Annotated in this window: 17 protein-coding genes and 1 pseudogene; 5 read left to right on the forward strand and 13 right to left on the reverse strand. The window is 48.2% G+C overall.

The window, feature by feature from the left end; genetic code table 11:
- Positions 1 to 10 precede the first annotated feature (10 nt).
- The 5 genes from PZBJ_RS05620 to PZBJ_RS05640 form a co-directional block, all read right to left on the reverse strand.
- Positions 11 to 1,519 carry a PTS transporter subunit EIIC gene (locus PZBJ_RS05620; protein ID WP_101761590.1) on the reverse strand — a complete coding sequence of 503 codons (1,509 nt, stop codon included), beginning with the start codon at positions 1,517 to 1,519 and terminating at the stop codon, positions 11 to 13.
- A 117-nt stretch (positions 1,520 to 1,636) separates the two neighbouring features.
- Positions 1,637 to 2,395 (reverse strand): MurR/RpiR family transcriptional regulator, encoded by a 759-nt coding sequence (locus PZBJ_RS05625; protein WP_101761591.1) that lies wholly within the window; start codon positions 2,393 to 2,395, stop codon positions 1,637 to 1,639.
- 158 nt (positions 2,396 to 2,553) lie between these two features.
- Positions 2,554 to 3,036, reverse strand: a complete 483-nt coding sequence (locus tag PZBJ_RS05630) for a glutathione peroxidase (RefSeq protein ID WP_101761592.1) — start codon at positions 3,034 to 3,036, stop codon at positions 2,554 to 2,556.
- A gap of 94 nt (positions 3,037 to 3,130) precedes the next feature.
- The gene (locus tag PZBJ_RS05635) at positions 3,131 to 4,312 is read right to left on the reverse strand and encodes an MFS transporter (protein ID WP_101761593.1); all 1,182 of its coding nucleotides are present in this window, start codon (positions 4,310 to 4,312) and stop codon (positions 3,131 to 3,133) included.
- 307 nt (positions 4,313 to 4,619) lie between these two features.
- Positions 4,620 to 5,756, reverse strand: coding sequence for an alpha/beta hydrolase (locus PZBJ_RS05640; RefSeq protein WP_101761594.1), 1,137 nt, complete (start codon positions 5,754 to 5,756; stop codon positions 4,620 to 4,622).
- A 173-nt stretch (positions 5,757 to 5,929) separates the two neighbouring features.
- Between PZBJ_RS05640 and PZBJ_RS05645 the strand changes: the two genes are divergently transcribed.
- Positions 5,930 to 6,814 (forward strand): LysR family transcriptional regulator, encoded by an 885-nt coding sequence (locus PZBJ_RS05645; protein ID WP_101761595.1) that lies wholly within the window; start codon positions 5,930 to 5,932, stop codon positions 6,812 to 6,814.
- Positions 6,815 to 7,206: 392 nt separating this feature from the next.
- Entirely contained in the window at positions 7,207 to 8,355 is a 1,149-nt protein-coding gene (locus tag PZBJ_RS05655; RefSeq protein WP_101761597.1) for a glycosyltransferase family 4 protein, read from the forward strand.
- A 473-nt stretch (positions 8,356 to 8,828) separates the two neighbouring features.
- On the opposite strand, the gene PZBJ_RS05660 is transcribed toward PZBJ_RS05655, so the two are convergent.
- The gene (locus tag PZBJ_RS05660; RefSeq protein WP_158238598.1) at positions 8,829 to 10,349 is read right to left on the reverse strand and encodes a recombinase family protein; all 1,521 of its coding nucleotides are present in this window, start codon (positions 10,347 to 10,349) and stop codon (positions 8,829 to 8,831) included.
- A 386-nt stretch (positions 10,350 to 10,735) separates the two neighbouring features.
- Between PZBJ_RS05660 and PZBJ_RS05665 the strand changes: the two genes are divergently transcribed.
- From PZBJ_RS05665 to PZBJ_RS24485, 3 genes and pseudogenes are all read left to right on the forward strand, one after another.
- Complete coding sequence (locus PZBJ_RS05665; RefSeq protein WP_101761599.1) at positions 10,736 to 11,335, forward strand: Ail/Lom family outer membrane beta-barrel protein; 600 nt, start codon at positions 10,736 to 10,738, stop codon at positions 11,333 to 11,335.
- Positions 11,336 to 11,411: 76 nt separating this feature from the next.
- Positions 11,412 to 11,771 (forward strand): hypothetical protein, encoded by a 360-nt coding sequence (locus PZBJ_RS23995; protein WP_146001285.1) that lies wholly within the window; start codon positions 11,412 to 11,414, stop codon positions 11,769 to 11,771.
- Positions 11,729 to 12,019: pseudogene (locus PZBJ_RS24485) on the forward strand (outer membrane beta-barrel protein); the annotation flags it as partial. The gene PZBJ_RS23995 and the pseudogene PZBJ_RS24485, both read left to right, overlap by 43 nt.
- Positions 12,020 to 12,093: 74 nt before the next feature.
- Here the strand turns inward: PZBJ_RS24485 and PZBJ_RS05675 are convergent.
- The 7 genes from PZBJ_RS05675 to PZBJ_RS05705 all read right to left on the reverse strand — a co-directional run bounded on the left by PZBJ_RS05675 (position 12,094) and on the right by PZBJ_RS05705 (position 17,904).
- The gene (locus PZBJ_RS05675; RefSeq protein ID WP_052025979.1) at positions 12,094 to 12,516 is read right to left on the reverse strand and encodes a tail fiber assembly protein; all 423 of its coding nucleotides are present in this window, start codon (positions 12,514 to 12,516) and stop codon (positions 12,094 to 12,096) included.
- Positions 12,517 to 12,533: 17 nt separating this feature from the next.
- Entirely contained in the window at positions 12,534 to 13,949 is a 1,416-nt protein-coding gene (locus PZBJ_RS05680) for a gp53-like domain-containing protein (protein ID WP_101761601.1), read from the reverse strand.
- Between the two features lie 67 nt (positions 13,950 to 14,016).
- Positions 14,017 to 14,679, reverse strand: a complete 663-nt coding sequence (locus PZBJ_RS05685) for a UCP028438 family phage-derived protein (RefSeq protein WP_101761602.1) — start codon at positions 14,677 to 14,679, stop codon at positions 14,017 to 14,019.
- Positions 14,680 to 15,807 carry a baseplate J/gp47 family protein gene (locus tag PZBJ_RS05690; RefSeq protein ID WP_101761603.1) on the reverse strand — a complete coding sequence of 376 codons (1,128 nt, stop codon included), beginning with the start codon at positions 15,805 to 15,807 and terminating at the stop codon, positions 14,680 to 14,682.
- A gap of 4 nt (positions 15,808 to 15,811) precedes the next feature.
- Positions 15,812 to 16,177 (reverse strand): GPW/gp25 family protein, encoded by a 366-nt coding sequence (locus tag PZBJ_RS05695; protein ID WP_101761604.1) that lies wholly within the window; start codon positions 16,175 to 16,177, stop codon positions 15,812 to 15,814.
- 3 nt (positions 16,178 to 16,180) lie between these two features.
- Complete coding sequence (locus PZBJ_RS05700; RefSeq protein ID WP_101761605.1) at positions 16,181 to 16,792, reverse strand: phage baseplate assembly protein V; 612 nt, start codon at positions 16,790 to 16,792, stop codon at positions 16,181 to 16,183.
- Positions 16,789 to 17,904: a phage late control D family protein gene (locus PZBJ_RS05705; RefSeq protein WP_101761606.1), complete on the reverse strand. Its 1,116-nt coding sequence runs from the start codon at positions 17,902 to 17,904 to the stop codon at positions 16,789 to 16,791. Before PZBJ_RS05705 ends, PZBJ_RS05700 begins: the two co-directional genes overlap by 4 nt.
- Position 17,905 lies beyond the last annotated feature (1 nt).

Here is a 17,905-nt window from a genome sequence, read left to right on the forward strand (position 1 = left end):
TCTCTATTTATCAGAGGGTGCCAGGCTGCGGCACAGAGCGAACGTCAGGTTGGCTGTTTTCTTTGAATCCCGCGACCCAGGAGAAAATCATGCCCAATATGAAGGCGACGAATATGGATGCCAGGAAGCCGAGGAACTGCGTCATGTGCCCCTCTTTAAAGAACACCGGCAGGACGGCAATACCGGGAATGCAGTAACTCCATGAAACCGCGTTGAAAGCCCCGGCGATCATGCCGCCGGCAGCACCCGCCAGGCAGCCACAAATCATCGGTCGTTTAAGACGCAGAGCCACACCGTAAATGGCGGGTTCAGTGATGCCGAACAGCGCCGTTACACCCGCAGAAAGCGCCATGCGCTTAAGCTCAGCGTCTTTCGCCTTCAGGTATACGCCCAGCACCGCGCCCGCCATACCGAATACCGCGGAGGCTTGCAGTCCGGTAAAGGTGTCGTAGCCCAGGGTGGCATAGTTACCGACGGTCACTGGCGTGATGCCCCAATGCACGCCCAAGGTAACCAGTGGCATCCACAAGGCACCAACCACAAATCCGGCAATGGCAGGGCTGAGATGATAAAGGGTGTTATAGACGCCACCGATGGCGCCGCCGATCATATTGCCGATCGGACCGAATGCCAGAAGCGTGAACGGAACCATGATGGCGAGGCAGAACATGGGCGTGAACAGGTTGCGTATCACCATCGGAAGCAGGCGCTCGAAGAAACGCTGTACATACGACATGCCCCACACCATCAAAATAATGGGGATTACCGACGAGGTGTAACTCAAATACTCTACCGGCAGCCCCATAAAGGTCAGCGGCGCGGCATCAAGCGGAATGCCAGCGATCTGCACCATTACCTTTGAAATCTCGGGATTTTCAACCGCGCCCTTCATCAAAGCCTGCACTGCGGGATCGGCTGAGTTGGCGGTGAGGATTTTGTTGGCCGTCAACATATTCAGGTAATCCGGCGACACCAGCGCGCAGGCGGAGATAACCGCTGTGAACGGATTGACGTTGAATTTTTTGGCGGCGGTAAACGCAACCATCACGGGCAGGAAGGTAAAGCCGGTCCACGAAACGAAGTTAAGGATGCGATAAGTGCCGCTTGCCGGATCCATTAGGTCGATGGCGATCAGCAGCGAAATGATGCCCTGCAGCACACCGCAGGCTGCCAGTGGATAGAGAAAAGGCGCAAAGATACTGGAGATGATATCCATAATGCGGCTAACCATACCGATATTAGGCTGTGGTACCGCTGCACTTTCGTCGATAGTGAGTAGATTCTGCACTTCGCGGTAAGCATCACCAACGTGATTACCAATCACCACCTGCATCTGGCCGCTGGCCTGCATCGCGGTGATAACGCCTTTTACCCGCTTTAGTGATTCAACCTCGACCAGAGAATAATCTTTCAGCACAAACCTCAGACGTGTAGCGCAATGTGTCACACTTATCACATTATTATCGCTACCTATCAGTCTAACGATCTCTTTCGCAGAATCCGCATAATCTATTGCCATGGTTTTCTTCCATTGCCAGAGGGAATTCAGCCCGTCAGGAGCGGACTAATTCCGGCAATGTTAGAAAATCATCCCGGCAATGTCACGAGGTCACAATATGTTATAACGGGTCGCTAATTACAAAAATGTCACACCGCGTGACATATCGCTGAGATTATTCACCACCAGCTTTCTGCCTATCGATTCAAGAATAAAAATGACCGGAACCTGAGTGGTAATATCGTATTCGCTTTCAATCAAAATGCGAGAAACATGGTAAGGAACAATAAAGTCAGAAAGTTTTGCCAGTGTTGAATCCGGGTTGCAGGTAATAGAAATCACTTTGCACTTGTGAATAACAAACTGCCTGGCAAGCTTCAATATTTCGGGAGTTTCGCCAGAGACTGAAAGCAAGATAGCCACTGAACTCTGCACCATATCGGTACTCACCGGATAATAGGGATCATCAATGTGATTACTGAACTTGCCTACATTAGAGAAGAAACGCGCACCATACCTGCCAAGCGTGCCAGAGCTGCCTGCGCCAGCAAAGAACACCCGTTCGGCATCACGAATGTATTGAGCCGCCTGATTGATCATCTCATCAAATTCATCGTTTCTGATGCTTTTAAAAAAGGTCAATATTTCCTCAGCTCCATGAGGAATCAGTAATGTGTTATTTTTGTTCAGGTGCAACTTCATACTGGCTTTGAGTTCTGAGTAACCTTTGAAGTCCATTTTTTTACAGAATCTCAGAACAGTCGCGGTAGATACGCCAGAATTATCAGCTAGCTCTCTTATCGTCATATAAATAACGGCATTGATGTTTTTAATAATGTAATTATGCACGCTGCTTTCGAGGGCATTTAAGGTTGATAGTTTTCTGGCGTTAAACATCTATTCAAACATCCTGACGATTCAATTATGACGCTTATCATGTCACAAACCGTGACATCTGAGGGATGTTTAACGAGTAAACCCGCGCGGCAAACCAAAAGAAATTGTATTAATTGTGATAGCTCGCACAATTTGGATCAAGCATGGCGGAATGCATATTAGTTTTCCAGCGCAGTAAGGATCGTCGCTTCCATTTTTTCTGGTTTGGTGATCGGTGCAAATCGCTTGATCGGTTTGCCGTCGCGTCCGATCAGAAACTTTGTGAAGTTCCATTTGATCCGCCCGCCCAACACACCGGGTAATTCGGCTTTCAGGTAGCGAAATACGGGGTGCGTTGCGGCGCCGTTAACTTCGACTTTCTCGAACATCGGGAAGCTCACACCGTAGTTGATGAGGCAGGTCTGCGCGATATCATCGGCTCCGCCAGGTTCCTGCTTGCCAAACTGATTGCAGGGGAAACCCAATATCATCAGCCCATTGTCCGCGTACTTCTTGTAGAGCGCTTCAAGGCCTGCATATTGAGGAGTAAATCCACAATGGCTGGCGGTATTTACCACCAGAACCAGCTTCCCGGCGTAATCGGCCATAGAGATGGGCTGGCCTCGCAAGCTGATGGCATTAAGTTGATGAAAGGTGGTCATGTATCAATCCTCAGAGCAGAATCAGTTCGGCATTAAAGACGGTGCTTTAATCAGCGGCCTCTGCGCCTTATTCTATGATTAAAGCGCCTGCGATTCATGTTAGACGTGATGTGTGAAAAGTCATGACTACCGCACCAAGAAGTAATAAACCACTCAAGCCGAAAGCACTTTGCCAACCCAGACTGTCGAAAATCAAACCCCCAACGGTTGATCCCAGCGCAATGGAGAGTTGGATGACAGCAACCATCAGACCACCACCTGCCTCTGCATCTTCGGGTAGCGTCCGCGCGAGCCATGTCCACCATCCGGTTGGCGCGGCTGTCGCAAGCATTCCCCACAGGCTCAGCAAAACGGCAACAATCCACATGCTGTGGCCAAACAAAAGTAACGTACCGGCAATCGCTGACATAAGCAGTGGTATCAAGATTAATGTCGGATAAAACCTTGAGCTCAGGAAGGTCGAAACAAACGTTGTGCCGATAAAACCTGCTGCGCCTATAGCCAGTAAAATCCAGGACAGGCCAGGCGCGCTCACTCTGGTCACGTTCTCCAGAAACGGTCGCACGTAAGTAAATAAGGAAAACTGCCCCATAAAGAAGAGTCCGCAAGCCAACAGCCCCATTGATACGATAGAGGCTCTGAAAAGACCAAGCACCGATCCCTGTGGCTTGCGCGCATTATCGCTTTCCATCGAAGGCAGGCTGAGGCATTGCCAGATGAACGCAACTATCGCAAGCGGTACCAGACATAAAAAGGCACCCCGCCATCCGACAGTCGCCCCTAGGTAGCTACCCAGCGGTGCCGCCACAACGGTGGCCAGCGCGTTCCCGCCGTTAAAAGTCGCCAGCGCGCGGGTAACCTTGTGCTGCGGTACCAGCCGAATGGCTGTTGCGGCCGACATTGACCAGAATCCACCGATGACGATTCCAATCAACGCTCTCCCGAGCATATAAACCGAATAACTGGCCGCCAGCGCGACAATGATTGCCGATACCGCCATCAAAATCGTTAGTCCCAGCAGAAGATATTTCCGATTCAGGTCCCCGGCAATGCGGGAGATAGTCAGGCTGGTAATCACCGCCAGCGCGCCAGAGATGGCAATTCCCTGTCCTGCCAATCCTTCCGTGACATGCAAGTCGCGGGCAATAGGTGTTAGCAGACTGACCGGCATAAATTCAGAAGCGATCAATACAAAAACGCAGAGCGTCATGGCAAAAACGCCCCCCCAATACGACTGAGTTTTATGGTGAGAGGATTTAATATTTACTGTGGACATTATCAACTACCCTTCAAATCGATCCGACCTGCTTCAGGCGAAAGTGGGAGATGCGCTTTTCAGGGAATAACATCATCATTTCACTGCGTTACATCAGGCGAGTTAATGCCTAATGCTCGTCAGTTAAGACATGAAAACCCGTAATTACCGAGAGCACGCATTGTAGCGGCGCAATTTATTGCGCGATAAATCGCGCCGCTACGGAAGGTGCGGCGATTTGATACGGCGCTTAACTGAACGGCATCAGGGGAGTTAATGCCACCCGTGAAGTAGGGGTGGCATGGTAAATGCAAATTATTTCAGAAAATTACCTTAAATTTGATTTGAAAAATTGTTCAAACTTAGCAAACGGGATCTTTCCAGCCACGTTGTCATATAAGTCCACATGATTTGCCCCGGGAATAATCACCAGCTCTTTCTTGTTACTCCCGATCGCCTTAAAAGCGTCTTCAGCAAAATAACGTGAATGGGCTTTTTCACCGGTCACAACAAGCGCAGGGATAGTGATTTCATTTGCATAACTCAGCAGCGGCATATTCATAAATGACAGTGGCATTGTTGCATTCCATGCGCCGGTTGAGTTGACCGAACGCGCATGGAAACCGCGTGGCATGCGGTAATAATCAAAGAATTCTTTCAAGACTGGATTTGGATTAGCGGGTAACGTTTCCGGCAGAATACGCTCAGAAGCGCTGACTTTACCTTTTTCGTCAACATCGATGTCGTGACCACCGGGCGCGAAAGTGCCGTTTTCCGCATCCTTCCAGCGCTGCGCGTTCAGATACTGCAACACAGCACGACGATCGGCGCTGGTGTAACGATCTTTGCCATCGCCTACGCCGTGGCCCATCGCGCGGCTCATGTCATACATCACGCTGGTTGCCACTGCTTTAACGCGTGTATCCATCGCAGCGTCGTTTAACGCCATGCCGCCCAGACCGCAAATACCGAGCAGCCCGATATGGTCGCGGTCTACCTCATTTTGCAGACCTAAGAAATCAATTGCCGCGCTGAAATCCTCAGTATTGATATCCGGAGACGCTACATTACGCGGGTAGCCGCCACTTTCGCCCGTATATGAAGGGTCAAACGCGAGGGTGACAAATCCCTTTTCAGCCAGCGTTTGCGCGTACAGGCCGCTGGATTGTTCTTTGACTGCACCGAAGGGCCCGCTGATGGCAATGGCTGCCAGCTTGCGCTCGCCGCGATCCTTTGGAAGATAGAGATCCCCAACTAAAGTGATCCCATAGCGGTTCTGAAAGGTAACCTTACGGTGATCAACTTTCGTACTTTCAGCAAAGGTTTTATCCCAATTTTTGACCAGCGAAATAGGTGCGTTCGGATTGCTGGTATCAGCATAACTCATCGTTGTAACTCCACTTAATGATGCGCATAGCAGCATTGCAGGTAACACTGCTGTCAATTTTTTAGTGAAAACAGTCATTAAAATCCTCCTGAATAAACATCAAAGAGGCAGGTTTCATACCGACAACGCTGCTGTGCTTTGTTGCAATGTGCACATTCTAGTTAGCAGCATGTGTTCTGATTAGAGGGGAATTTTTGCTAAGATTGATATCAAATTGTTCCAAATAACGATGTAGTCATAAGGGCGGGATGATGGCAAAACGGGAAAACTACAACGATCTCTACCTGTTCATGCTGGTGGTGCGCGAGGGGAGTTTTACCGCTGCGGCGAAACGCCTTGGCCTGGCACAATCAGGTATCAGTCGTTCAGTGCGTGAACTTGAAGAAAGACTGGGCGTTCAACTCATTGTTCGCACCACGCGCAGATTATCGCTCACCCATGCTGGTGAGCAGCTTTATCTAACCGTTGAGTCAGGATTCGATGCTTTAGATATGGGGCTCGCTAAGCTGGCCCACTATCGCCAGACCCCATCCGGTACGGTGCGTATCAATGCCAGCCAGCACGCGATAGATAAAGTACTCCTGCCAAAACTTGCGGTATTCAAACAACGCTATCCCGATATCAGACTGGAGCTCATCAGCGAAAGCCGGTTTGTGGATATCATTGCGGAGAGATTCGATGCGGGTGTACGTCTGGGGCCGGAGGTTGGCAGCGGCATGATCGCTGTACGCATTTCGCCTGAGATGGAGATGGCCGTTGTCGGTACGCCAGAACACTTTCGTCGCTACGGCTTTCCGCAGATCCCCGCGGATTTGGCCGTTCATCCCTGCATCGCTTATCAGTTAGGCGATGGCAGCCTTTATGCCTGGGAACTTCATCAGGATGGCAAAAAAATCACCCATAGGCCGCAAGGGCAATGGGTTTTTGCTGACAGCTATATGGAAGCGAAAGCCGCTACTCTCGGGCTCGGGCTGGCTTATGTCCCGGAAGAGCTGGTTTCTGAGGATCTGGAACAAGGAAAGCTGATCAGGGTTCTGCAACGGCACAGCCAACGTCTGGAAGCTTCATTTCTCTATTATCCGCACCGCAATGTGTCACCCGCTTTGCGCGCGGTTATTGATACATTGAGAATTTAAAAGGTTTTCAATGAAAAATATGTATACCTGCCAATATCATCATCTCTCTCATTCGCCCACTGTTAATTAATCCTGAAGTAAATAAAGGCTTCTTAGCAACCTGAAACTTTAATCAGCATTGGCACTCTCCCTCCCGACATTTTCTGGAAATCGATTAAACACCAGCAAATACACGTATTTTTGCTGTTTGGCCGTGCATAATTTGACATGTTGGGAAGCGTCGCAAAAAGCAGATTTTGCTCTGGTATCAACAGTCTGAATAATCAAGATGAATTCAGAGCTTATCTGAAAAACCATAGCCTTACATAACCCAAATACTCTTTTATCCTCTCAATAACGAGGATATTTAAATTAATTCTGTTAATTTTTTGCACTCGCCAGCAGGGGGAAGAATGAAGATTATCGTCGGTGGAAACGGCTACCCAGAAAAGAGAAACATCATTACAAACCCTTCAAATCGCTATCTGGATTACCGTCCCAGAAATATCTGGACCTGGATCAACGTTATAAGGCGGCGCTTATTGCATAAAAATAAACTGTTTATTTTTCGACCGCTGCCCCTGATGTCTTCAGGTGATGCGGACATTATCCACCTTTTTAACGAAGTTTCTTCGGGGCCAGGCGACTGGGTAGCGACCTTTGAAACCGAACTGCCCCGTGTTCTTCCCGTTGAGGGAATACCCAAATTTGCCAACCCCGAGCTGGCGCGGGAACTCCGGTACGTCTGCTCTCCGCGCTGCAAAGGTATCATCGCTATCTCAGAAGCCACACGTCAGATCCAACTGCGGCTGCTGGAACATTTCCCCAGGGAGCAGGCTATCATCGGGCCCAAACTGCACGTACTGCATCCCCCGCAGCCGGTACTGCAGGAAAAAAATGCTCTGGTTGAAAGAGGTCCGCTGAATTTTACCTTCGTGGGCAAGGAGTTCTATCGCAAAGGAGGGGCAGAAGTTGTGCTAGCCTTTAGCCAGTTATTAAGGGAAAACCTGATAAGTGTGAACGACGTACGCGTAAATCTGGTTGGTGATCCTGGCAAAACGCATAACGTGGCTCACCAGGCGTTCCAGGATGATGACGCATTTAGAAGAAGCGTGGAGGATACACTTCGTGAATGCCCTCTATTCCAGCACCATACGTCGCTGACCAACGACGCGGTACTGGCGTTGATTAAGACCTCTGATGTCGGGCTGCTGCCCACATGGCAGGAGACATACGGCTTTTCCGTTCTGGAAATGCAGGCCTGCGGCTGCCCGGTAATAACGACGAATGTCAGAGCCTTGCCGGAAATCAATCCGGAAAATGCCGGCTGGCTGATTCGCTGTCCACTGAATAGCATGTCGGAGCTGACGGTTGGATCGCTCAACGATAAAGCCGCACTGAGAAGCACCATCGTTTCTCAGTTAAAAGCCCATATTTTACATATCTTAAGCGACAGAAAAATTGTCAAAGTGCGCGCTATACAGTCAGTCGCTCGCATACGTAATGAACACGATCCTGTGGAGTTCAGAAATTACCTGAGTGCGATATACAGGGGGTTTTGAGCCAGACAAATAAAGAAATTAACCGTTTTCTGTATGGGTATTGTTCACATTGCTCATACGGATAACCTGCCCTCCCAACATTTCGGGCATTCTTAACTGGAAAACAGACCTTTCCGCCACTATCATCAGCTCACTTATTCACCCACTGATAACTAAGGAGGATTACTATGCCACTGTGTGAATTGTTTATTTACTCACACTTCTAAAGGATCTAAGTAATAATATAACTCACTGTATTCAAAGCATAAAAAACCATTTGAAACTTTAGTTCTGGTTGCTTTTTGTTGAATTTTTATTGCTAAGATATCAATACGTTACTTATAATTTTGCAGAAACCAAAAGAGTTACTATGCAACATTCCCCAGTCTAATGGTGACTTGACCTACAACCTAAACTTGACATATTTAATGACTCAAAGATTGAGAATGATTTAGCCCTTTATTGTTTAAATAAACCTCTAATATTGTGGCTTATCAGAGAATAATTTCAGTCTGTTCTAAATATGCCATTGCATCAAGTATAGATGACCAGCCAGTAGACTTCGTGAGGGGATAATTCAGAACTTTCATCCCGTTGTGCAGATAGATATCACAGGTTTTTGATTTACCATCAATTTTGATATCCAATATTATTCTGCGAGCTATTAATTGAAATTCCTTGCGGTCGGCTACGTTGAGTACATTTAATGCAGAAGCAGCCTTCATGTCACGCTCATCTTGTATTTCAGCCATGTCACTCTTTAACTTAATTATCTCAGCAGAAATTTCAGCTGCTCTGACTGTTAGCTCTCTGACATCCGGTGCTAGCTCTATCGCCTTAATCACGTTCTGAAGCTTACCGGTTAATTCCAATTGCCTGGCTGTCATTGAAGTTAATGCAGTTTCATTTGATAAATGCAGGTCCATTCCTGATGCACCTTTTAAGACTCCAGTAATTAGGTAGCGGTCCGTTAAATCTCTTCTAACCGCTTCAGTTTTGCATCTGTGTTGACGCCGCATTGAGCAAACATAGTAGCCATAGCCTTTTGTGCTGATCCCCGTCAATATAATGGCATGCCCACACTCTTTACAGTGCATCAGCCCTTTAAAAATATTTATTAGATGGGGATTAAAATTGGTGTTCCTTCTGCTTTCAGGTTCGTAACTTATACGTCTTACCCGCTCAAAATCTTCGATACTAATGATTGCAGGATAATAATTAGAAATGTCCTCAACATCGGGAACTGTTATGCGATATGACGGAGAAAGAACGCCAATCACAGCTTTAGATTTAACCAGTCTTTCAATTGAAGCTGAATTCCATTGTGAAACTTTTCCCCGAAGATTTTTCTTACCCTGAACATTCAGTGCCTGACTGATTTTCTCAAAGGAGCGGCCATCGAGTCTCATTTCGAAAATGGTTCTGATAATGTCTGCTTTGTCTTCAATCACCTCAAAACCATTACCAGCAGCGTTTACTTTCAACCAGGAGGGGCAATGGCGGGTCATTATTTTCCCCTTTTCAGCGGCCTGTTTACGCTTTTCGGCCCAGACTGCTCGCTGTCGTTTAGATTTGATCTCGCTTTCTTCGTTAGCGCGCTGGGCTATCAGAATTGCTTTGATGATTGAATAGGGGTCGTCAAGTGAATCGCGGGTATAATGTGTGCCATCAGTGAGGGTAACCACATCGATTCCCGCCTTAAGAATTGTACGAAGCCTGTCTGACGCATCACCTATTTTTTCTCGTGAGAGACGATCCAGGCTTTCTACAAGGAGTACACTGCCCGCCTCAATCAATTCCTTTTGCACCGCCTCCATAAACTCTGAAAATGCGCCTGAAATCGCATGCTGTCCTCTGTAAGCGCTTAGCCCCAAATCCTCGAATGTTACAGGGTCAAGGTAATAATCAGCATTATGTTTAAGCCATTCATCAATTAGTTTCTTTTGTCTTCTCACTGAATCTCCCTGGACCTGCTGTAAAGATGAAAAACGTAGATAAGCTATAGCCCTTTTCATATTCCCCCCTTTATCCTGATAGAGACAACTGACATTTAGCATTTCCAAAAATCAAATTTGAAGATTGATTGAGTCACATTAATATGACAATGCAAAATATGAACATTATGGTGGCGAATGCGTGAGTCACTAATTCAGCCCTGTTTTACATTAAAGCCTTCAACCCCTCTGAGTAAAACAACATTACGCTCACAGGTAATGACATAACTCTCACATTTATAATGAATGTAATTTTATATCTCAAGCAGTTAATATCGCTGAGCATAACTGGTGGCATTTGTAATAATGCAAGCCATAAACATTCACTTTTATGAATGAAGATATCTGTAACCTGTCAAATGGATAAGATCACTCATTTATCAGGCTATTAACTCCAGGGTATTTAAATGCACATAAAATTAAAATTCGCATGTATAATATTGGCTTTCATGACAAGTGGTTCAGTTTTTTCCTCACCTGTTAATCCCAATATTAATGCCACTAAAACGACTCTTTCCATGGGCTACTCGCTAGGAGAGCTTCGGGACTTCGGTTCACTCTATGGAGGGAATATTACGGTACAGTTTGAACCCGATTTTCCTGTGGGAATAATAGGGTCAGTGACAGCTCTGCGTTCAGACCTTGACGCAATTGCTGAAAGAATGAAAAAACATCATGGCTCATCGCCTAAAAAATTAGCTGAGAGTGCTGAATACTACTCGGCCATGTTTGGGCCGACTCTTCGTTTGAATGAGACCATTAGCATTTATGCTCTGGCTGGCATATCGCATAGTAAAGTCGATAATAACTCATTCACTGATTCAAATAGTGACAAAGCTCCTCCTGCCACCTCAGACAGTAACAGATTCGCTTACGGTATTGGCATGACTGCTAATGTAACAGACCATCTTAATCTCAGTATTGGATATGAAGGTTCCAGAGTCAGGTTTGATGAAGAATCACATCCGATCAATACCGTCATGCTAAGTGCCGGCTATCGCTTCTGATTAAAACTGGCCCCCTCAATATACGTAATGGGGGCTTTTATCATTCATATCATGTTGGATTTCTACGGAACCAGAAATGAAAAATAATTTGATTAAAATGATCGCCGCACTGGCCTGTTTTGTCTGCATAACTGCAAGCGCAGAAAATATTCCAGACCGTACCACGATGTTATTTGGTTATGAGCATGGGTCAATTGAGGGCTATGGCAGCCTCCACGGACCCAACTTTAAGATAATCTACGAACCTGAGAGCCTGTTTAGTATTGTCGGCTCTTTGACGGCTCTCAGAAACATATGGGATAACACTGACGAGTTTCATTTTGAAAAGAATATCAACGGCAAACGTATCAGAGTCAAAACAGAAAAAAAGCCACGCAGGATACAGAGTATTATTCTGCGATGTTCGGTCCATCATTACGTGTTAACGATCTCTTGACCGTATATGGCATTTTTGGGTTTTATCATCTGAAAATGGATAACCCACTCATACACGACCCGGTTACAAAAAAGGCGGCAAGAAATGGTTCCCACTCTTATAACAATGTTGCATATGGTGCCGGTGTTATCCTGAATGTTACTGATACGCTCACGCTAGCAGCTGGATATGAAGGGGCGCCAGCAGAAAAGAATCAGGATTACCGCAGCCTGAATGCTGCATCACTGAGTATGGGATATCATTTTTAACGAATTTATATCTCTAAGCATCGAGCTGATTACATCAGCTCTTTCAGCTGGAATTACCGGACTGATGTCTTCTTTTATGCCGGGACGTCTGGCCAGCGAATTGAACCAACATTTCCCGGTTCGATGCGGTATACATCAACAAGATGCTTCTTCCATGATAAAAGTTTTTGGGTTTCTTCATCCGTTAATGCATGAAATTCTTCAACAATCTTCAGCTGTCGAATTTCGGTGTCAGCCGTCATTAACATCGCATTTTTTTTACTCACTGCATCCGCTATGCGCTCCTGTTCGGAAGGTTCAGGAGCATCAGCCCAGCAAGGCATACCATTCCTATCGGCACCACGAATTTTTCCCTGTGGAGGCTGCCCATTGTAATTTTGCCAAAGCGCTTCTGATATGTTTATGACATCATCACTCCATGAACCATTCTGAATGTATACCTCTTTCTCATCCAGGTCATAAAAGGCTTTTGTTGTTGCACTGAATCCAATATTCATACCATTCAACCATGCTCTCACTGACCAAACGCAACCCAGTAGAATCCGGATTCACCAGAACCGGCATTCAGCTCAAAGTGTGTTTTATCAATCACACTAATATACGGGTTCAAGACACTTTTTTTATATGTTTTGTTCAACGAAAAGTGGACATTGAAGCAGCCAGAAGGGAATAAAATGGGAAAGCTAACGCTGGTGGTGCTGCTGGCGCGATCAAACATTCCCCCCTGAATAATGAGTTGATTATTGGGTGATTTATAGTACCAGGCTTTCTGAGAGCCTGAGGTGAAAGGCAACTGTCGTTTAAGCCATTTTTCCAGACTCCCCTCCCAAAGTTTACCTCTTACATCACCTTCCTCAGTCAGCTCGGCCTCCCCTACCTTCAAACTTTTTTCGATTGTCAGATTGCCCTGTACAACGACATCGCCGCTAATATGTCCTCCATCGCGGGAATAATACTTTTGATCCGATTCATCTTTGGTGTAGCTGCTTTTAGGTGAGCTGAGAATCCAGGCGCCGATCGCGCTATTCCATTCAACTTCCGCAGTATGTCCATGAAAAATCTGACCAGGCGGTAATTCCTGGTGTTCAGCAGTGAGGATGCTGGCCGCTGGAAAATGACTTACTGCCAGTGCCGACGGACCCGAATTAGTACTTTTCGCACGAAAATGTAATCGCATACCGTCGCTGATATGGCTAATTGCTGGTTGATAAGAGACCTGATAGTGATTTACGGTTCCCGAATCCATTCCGTAAGTTAGCCTGCCCTGCTGAATCGCACCGATGAGACCATTTACGGGTAGAAAGGGAGCGCCATCAGCGGGACGGATATCTTCCGCATTAACATGACGATCGCCATAGTTAATCGTGATGACCCAGGCAGATGTATAGCCTGCATCTGGAGGAGGCGTAATCTGAGAGCCGGCTACAGCAGCTACTCCAGCTTTGAGACGAACAATGCAGGCACCTGAACGCACCGTACTCTGAGCATTGCCGGTATTATCAGGACCGCTAAATGCCATAGCAGGATCTGCAGCGTTGTAATAAGGTAGAATGGTTTGGCCGCCATCCACATCGTTATAGGCAACCTGAATCAGATAGTTGATGCTGTGGCCGGGCGTCGCTGGTGCAGACAGGTGGAATGTAACTGGATCAGGATTAAGTCCCTGCTTCAGCAGTGTGTGTGTCGTGTCAGCTGCAAGCGATGAATACGGCGTACCGTCTGTGTTGTGCAGACTGTAAATCTGCCCTTCTCCTATGCTCACTGCTAATGATTCGGCAACAGCTGGTGTACAGACGAGTCCATAAAGATAGGTATTATCTCCCATAATGACTGATGCCAGTTTGGCCATCCCTGTCATGGCGAATTTGTTGGTGTTAAGCAGGTCAGTTTCGAGCGGAATTGCGCCCGGATAAACGATGAGACGATCCATGATTTCCCCATAGAAATGGCATTTGCTTAAGTGTCCTTAATGACGCCATTTATCTGAATTGACTATTTTACTGCAGTCGCACCCATACGAGAGTGCCTTCCATCTTCACTGCTTCAATGGCAGCGTAAATCTGTGCATCCGTGATACTGCCGGCAACCATCTCACGAGAAACATACTCCCCCTGAGATGATTGCCCGTATGCCGCTGTAGAAGTACGATAGCCCGCTACCCACGGAATGCCCGCCTTCTTTGACCGGTGGACAGTAACAAAAGCCTGGTAGGGTAAAAGGGATGAACCATAACCACCAGCCGCGCCATAACCCATTGTCGGCCGACTATATGCTCCCGTGTCCTGCACCCGCTGCGGCTCAAATATCGTCGGTGAATTGCCCGTCAGTTCTGCAAGAACATCGTGGATAGCCTGTCGTGTTCCCCGCTCCCGTAACAGTGCCCGTTTAATCACCGTGCGAAAGACGTCATCAGTCATATCCACAGGCCGCGTAAGAGAGTTCCCGAAAAAATCATACGCCGCCATATCCAGCCAGCCATCACTGGCGGAAGAGATACGGGTCTGAGTTTTGGCGTAAAGATACAGGGTGTAGCACCAGGATAACGCCGCAGCGCATGCTGATAGCGGTCCATTCAGAATGGTGCTTTCCTCTGCAAACCATGCGGGAGGAAGCAACACCCTGAGCCTGTTATAAAAGTCGTTCTGATCACCTTTAGCCATTCAGCTCACCACGATTTTCCCGGCACGAATAATCTGCCTGGCAGATACCGCAAAATCCGCCATGCCACCGTTTACCGTCAGAGAAGTAACGTTGATTACACATGGGCTGGCGGCATAGGCCACTCTTACCAGCTGGGTGTAGGCAAGTAATTTGCCCAGTGACAGGCTCGACAGGTATTGATTAAGAGAAGCGCGCACCTGATTGACGATCTCCGCGTGATTAGCAGTGGCCTCGGTAGTTACCATTAAGACGACATCGACTTTGATGGTTTCTGGGGGGAACACGCCGAACGACACCGTGAATCCCCGGGTATTTTCGATAGCCTGATAGGCTTTTTTCAGTAATGCAGGTGCGGGCAGCCCTGTGCCATCATCCACCACAGCATAAAAATAGCCGGGCTTATACTCTCCTTCCGGCGTGACATTTTCAGTCAGCGTATAACTGATACCGCTCTGCAGATTACTGATCGCAAAACCAATAGCCGCTTTCGTGGCTCTGGACAGTGAAGCAATCCACAGCACAAAGCGCGCGCGGTAGCTGTCATCGGATTCAGCATCCTTACCGTTTGTAAAAGCATCGTTGTTGGTCACGGCATCAACCGACATTACCGAGCCCGTTATGACAGTAACTGTCTTCGCCTGCGCGTTACCTGCAGTCCCGGCAATATTCGCACGCACCGGGACGGCTAGTGAACTGACGCCGGGGGCGATGACATACGCAGCCCGTACTGCATCCCACTCTTTAATCAAAGTGTTGGGTATGACTGAATAGGTCTGAGAGCCGTCAAATGTTGTCACCTGCGCGCCCTCCTTAATCAATGCCTCGCTGCCAGGAGTAAACCGGCTAAACGTCACTATTCCACTGGCCTGAACGGACTGAAGGCGGAAAAAACTGAAGTCCGCCATCCAGCTATCCAGGTCTTCGCCAGAGCAGGTAGCTGCACGTGTCGTGACCAGCAACTTCACTATCAGCTGCTGTAGCCACATGGCCACCCCAGCGTTGGATTCCGCAAGCGATCGCAGGATGCTACCGATCGAAAAATCCAGCAGTTTTTCCGCTCGGGCCTGAATAGCCGTGACCTGCTCACTGACGAGTTCAGAGAATGACCTGGTGTTAAGGGAAGCCATCGCTTTACCTCGTGACGTCGAAATGGAGAGATTCATTGACCTTGGTCGTGGCGTCGGTGTACGCAATTGAGACACTGACCCCACCTTCAATGGTTGTCAGCCTGATTGCCGGCGGTGGATTACTGTCCACCGATTCCTCCAGTAGCATCTGCCCGGTGATGAGCGCTTTCCACTCTCCAGGGTTAACCGTCTCACCAATTTTTTTTGCCAGTCCGGCGCCATATTGGGGGTGAAAAACGTAGTCGCCCGGATTAGTCAGAAGGCGACGTAATATTCGTTGCTTAGTGCGCTCGCTTCCTTTAACTGTGCGCAGGTCTCCAGTTGGCGCCTCCTCGAGGTCGCCGCCTGTAAAGTGATAGATGTCGTACATGAACTAAGGCGCCCGCGTTGATTTAATCTGCTGCTCGGGAGGGTCAGTACGGTTACCCCGACCTTTTTCAAGGTGGGTATGACCGCCATAAACAATGCGGATGCGATGTAACGATCCAAACCTGCCGTTTTTGTCGAAGATGTCTTTAACGACCCTGAGGTTTTTATCGACCGTCACATCACCGCCGATAAAGTGATGCGCCGGTGCGTTAAAGGTGAGCTTAATTTTCGCACTCAGCAGAACTTCACCGCTGTTCAGGAATTTCAGGAGGGAGCCACTCTTATGCATCAGCCAGAACTCGCCTGATGGCGGCCCAAGACAACGGTCTTCATCGTTATAAAACTGCCCTGCTGCCATGCCGACGCCTGTCAGACCACTATCAAACTCAATCTCCACCACTGCACCGATCATCGGTCCAGCGGCCATGCCCCAGCCATTGCCTACCCAGGGAGAACTCAGTGATATCCAGCCTGTTTCTTCACCCGTAGGTTGCAACTGAACCTTCACAGCGTAATGGTCAGGATCATAGGCAGTGATGATGCCCTGGCGTGTGCCACTTTCACCGGCGGCACTCTGGTGTGCTGTCGCCGCAATGATATTCAGTAATGCTCTCAAAGCCAGACTCCCAGCGCTGGGCTGTGGTTTTTCCCTGATATGTCCATGGTGTACCCCGTTTCCCAGCTCAGCGTCCGGCGTATCCGATCGCAGTGGTAAATCTGGTCGAAATGACTCTGTGTACCCTCAATACGTACATGTGTGCCCGGCATAAGCAAGTTGTCTCCTGCCATGGATCCACTGAACTTCATCTCATGCTGTACCACTTGCCGGTAAATGGATTGCGCCAGCGCGTGAGCACCCTTTTCTGACAACCCGTTGCGGATGACCCGATAGACCTGCTTTTGGGATGTGGCTTTTCCTGGTGCGATACTTTTAGCCGAAGCCGGAAAGGACACGACAAACTGCTTATTTTTCAGTTTTGCATTCCAGCTCAGCACCTCAACCGTAATCCCTCGGGAAATGGTCAGCGCGCGTGAAAACGACAGGTCGTCGGAGGTATTGCACTGTGGATACGCCAGCAATCCGGGAGGCTGCCATCGAATGACATAGTTCTCAGCTTCAGCCGGATCCCGTTTCGGCTCAAAGTGCAGGTTGTCGCCATCCACGTAAACCAAGAAATTCTCAATGGCCGCAAGCGTTGTGATGAGGTCCCACTCCGTCTGCTCACCTGTCAGGTGTGCAGTATCAATCTGGTAAAATTCGCCAACACGCCTGCTGGTTGCGGTAACAACCGGCGTCAGGCTGTGCCGTTTGGCCAGCATGGTAGCTATCTGTGAACTGGTCAGGTTTTTAAAGCTTTCCCCTGTGGTCTTCGCATCAATAAGCTTTGCGGCAAAGTCACGTCCTTCAGCCGATATCACAAAGCGCGCGGGTTCGAAGTGCCAGGTATCAATGTTGCCAGTGATGTGCTTCTTCTCATCAATGCCTGCTCGCGTGCTGACCGAGATGAACAGTTCAACCCGGATAGTCGTCTGCACTGCCCACCAGTTCAGCATCTGCATGGCGGCTGGCAGAGCTGTGATGGCCAGCGTCAGATCAAACGCCCCGGCGCCGCGAAAGGCATGAGCCTCAACACTAAACGATATGAAAGGCACGTCAGTGCCATTTAAAAGACAACGCCCGCTGATTTGGCGGGCGCTGGATAAAAAAAGAGGATCGTTGACGTCCATA

The sequence above is a fragment of the Pantoea endophytica genome, from assembly GCF_002858935.1.
GTDB classification, from domain to species: domain Bacteria; phylum Pseudomonadota; class Gammaproteobacteria; order Enterobacterales; family Enterobacteriaceae; genus Pantoea; species Pantoea leporis.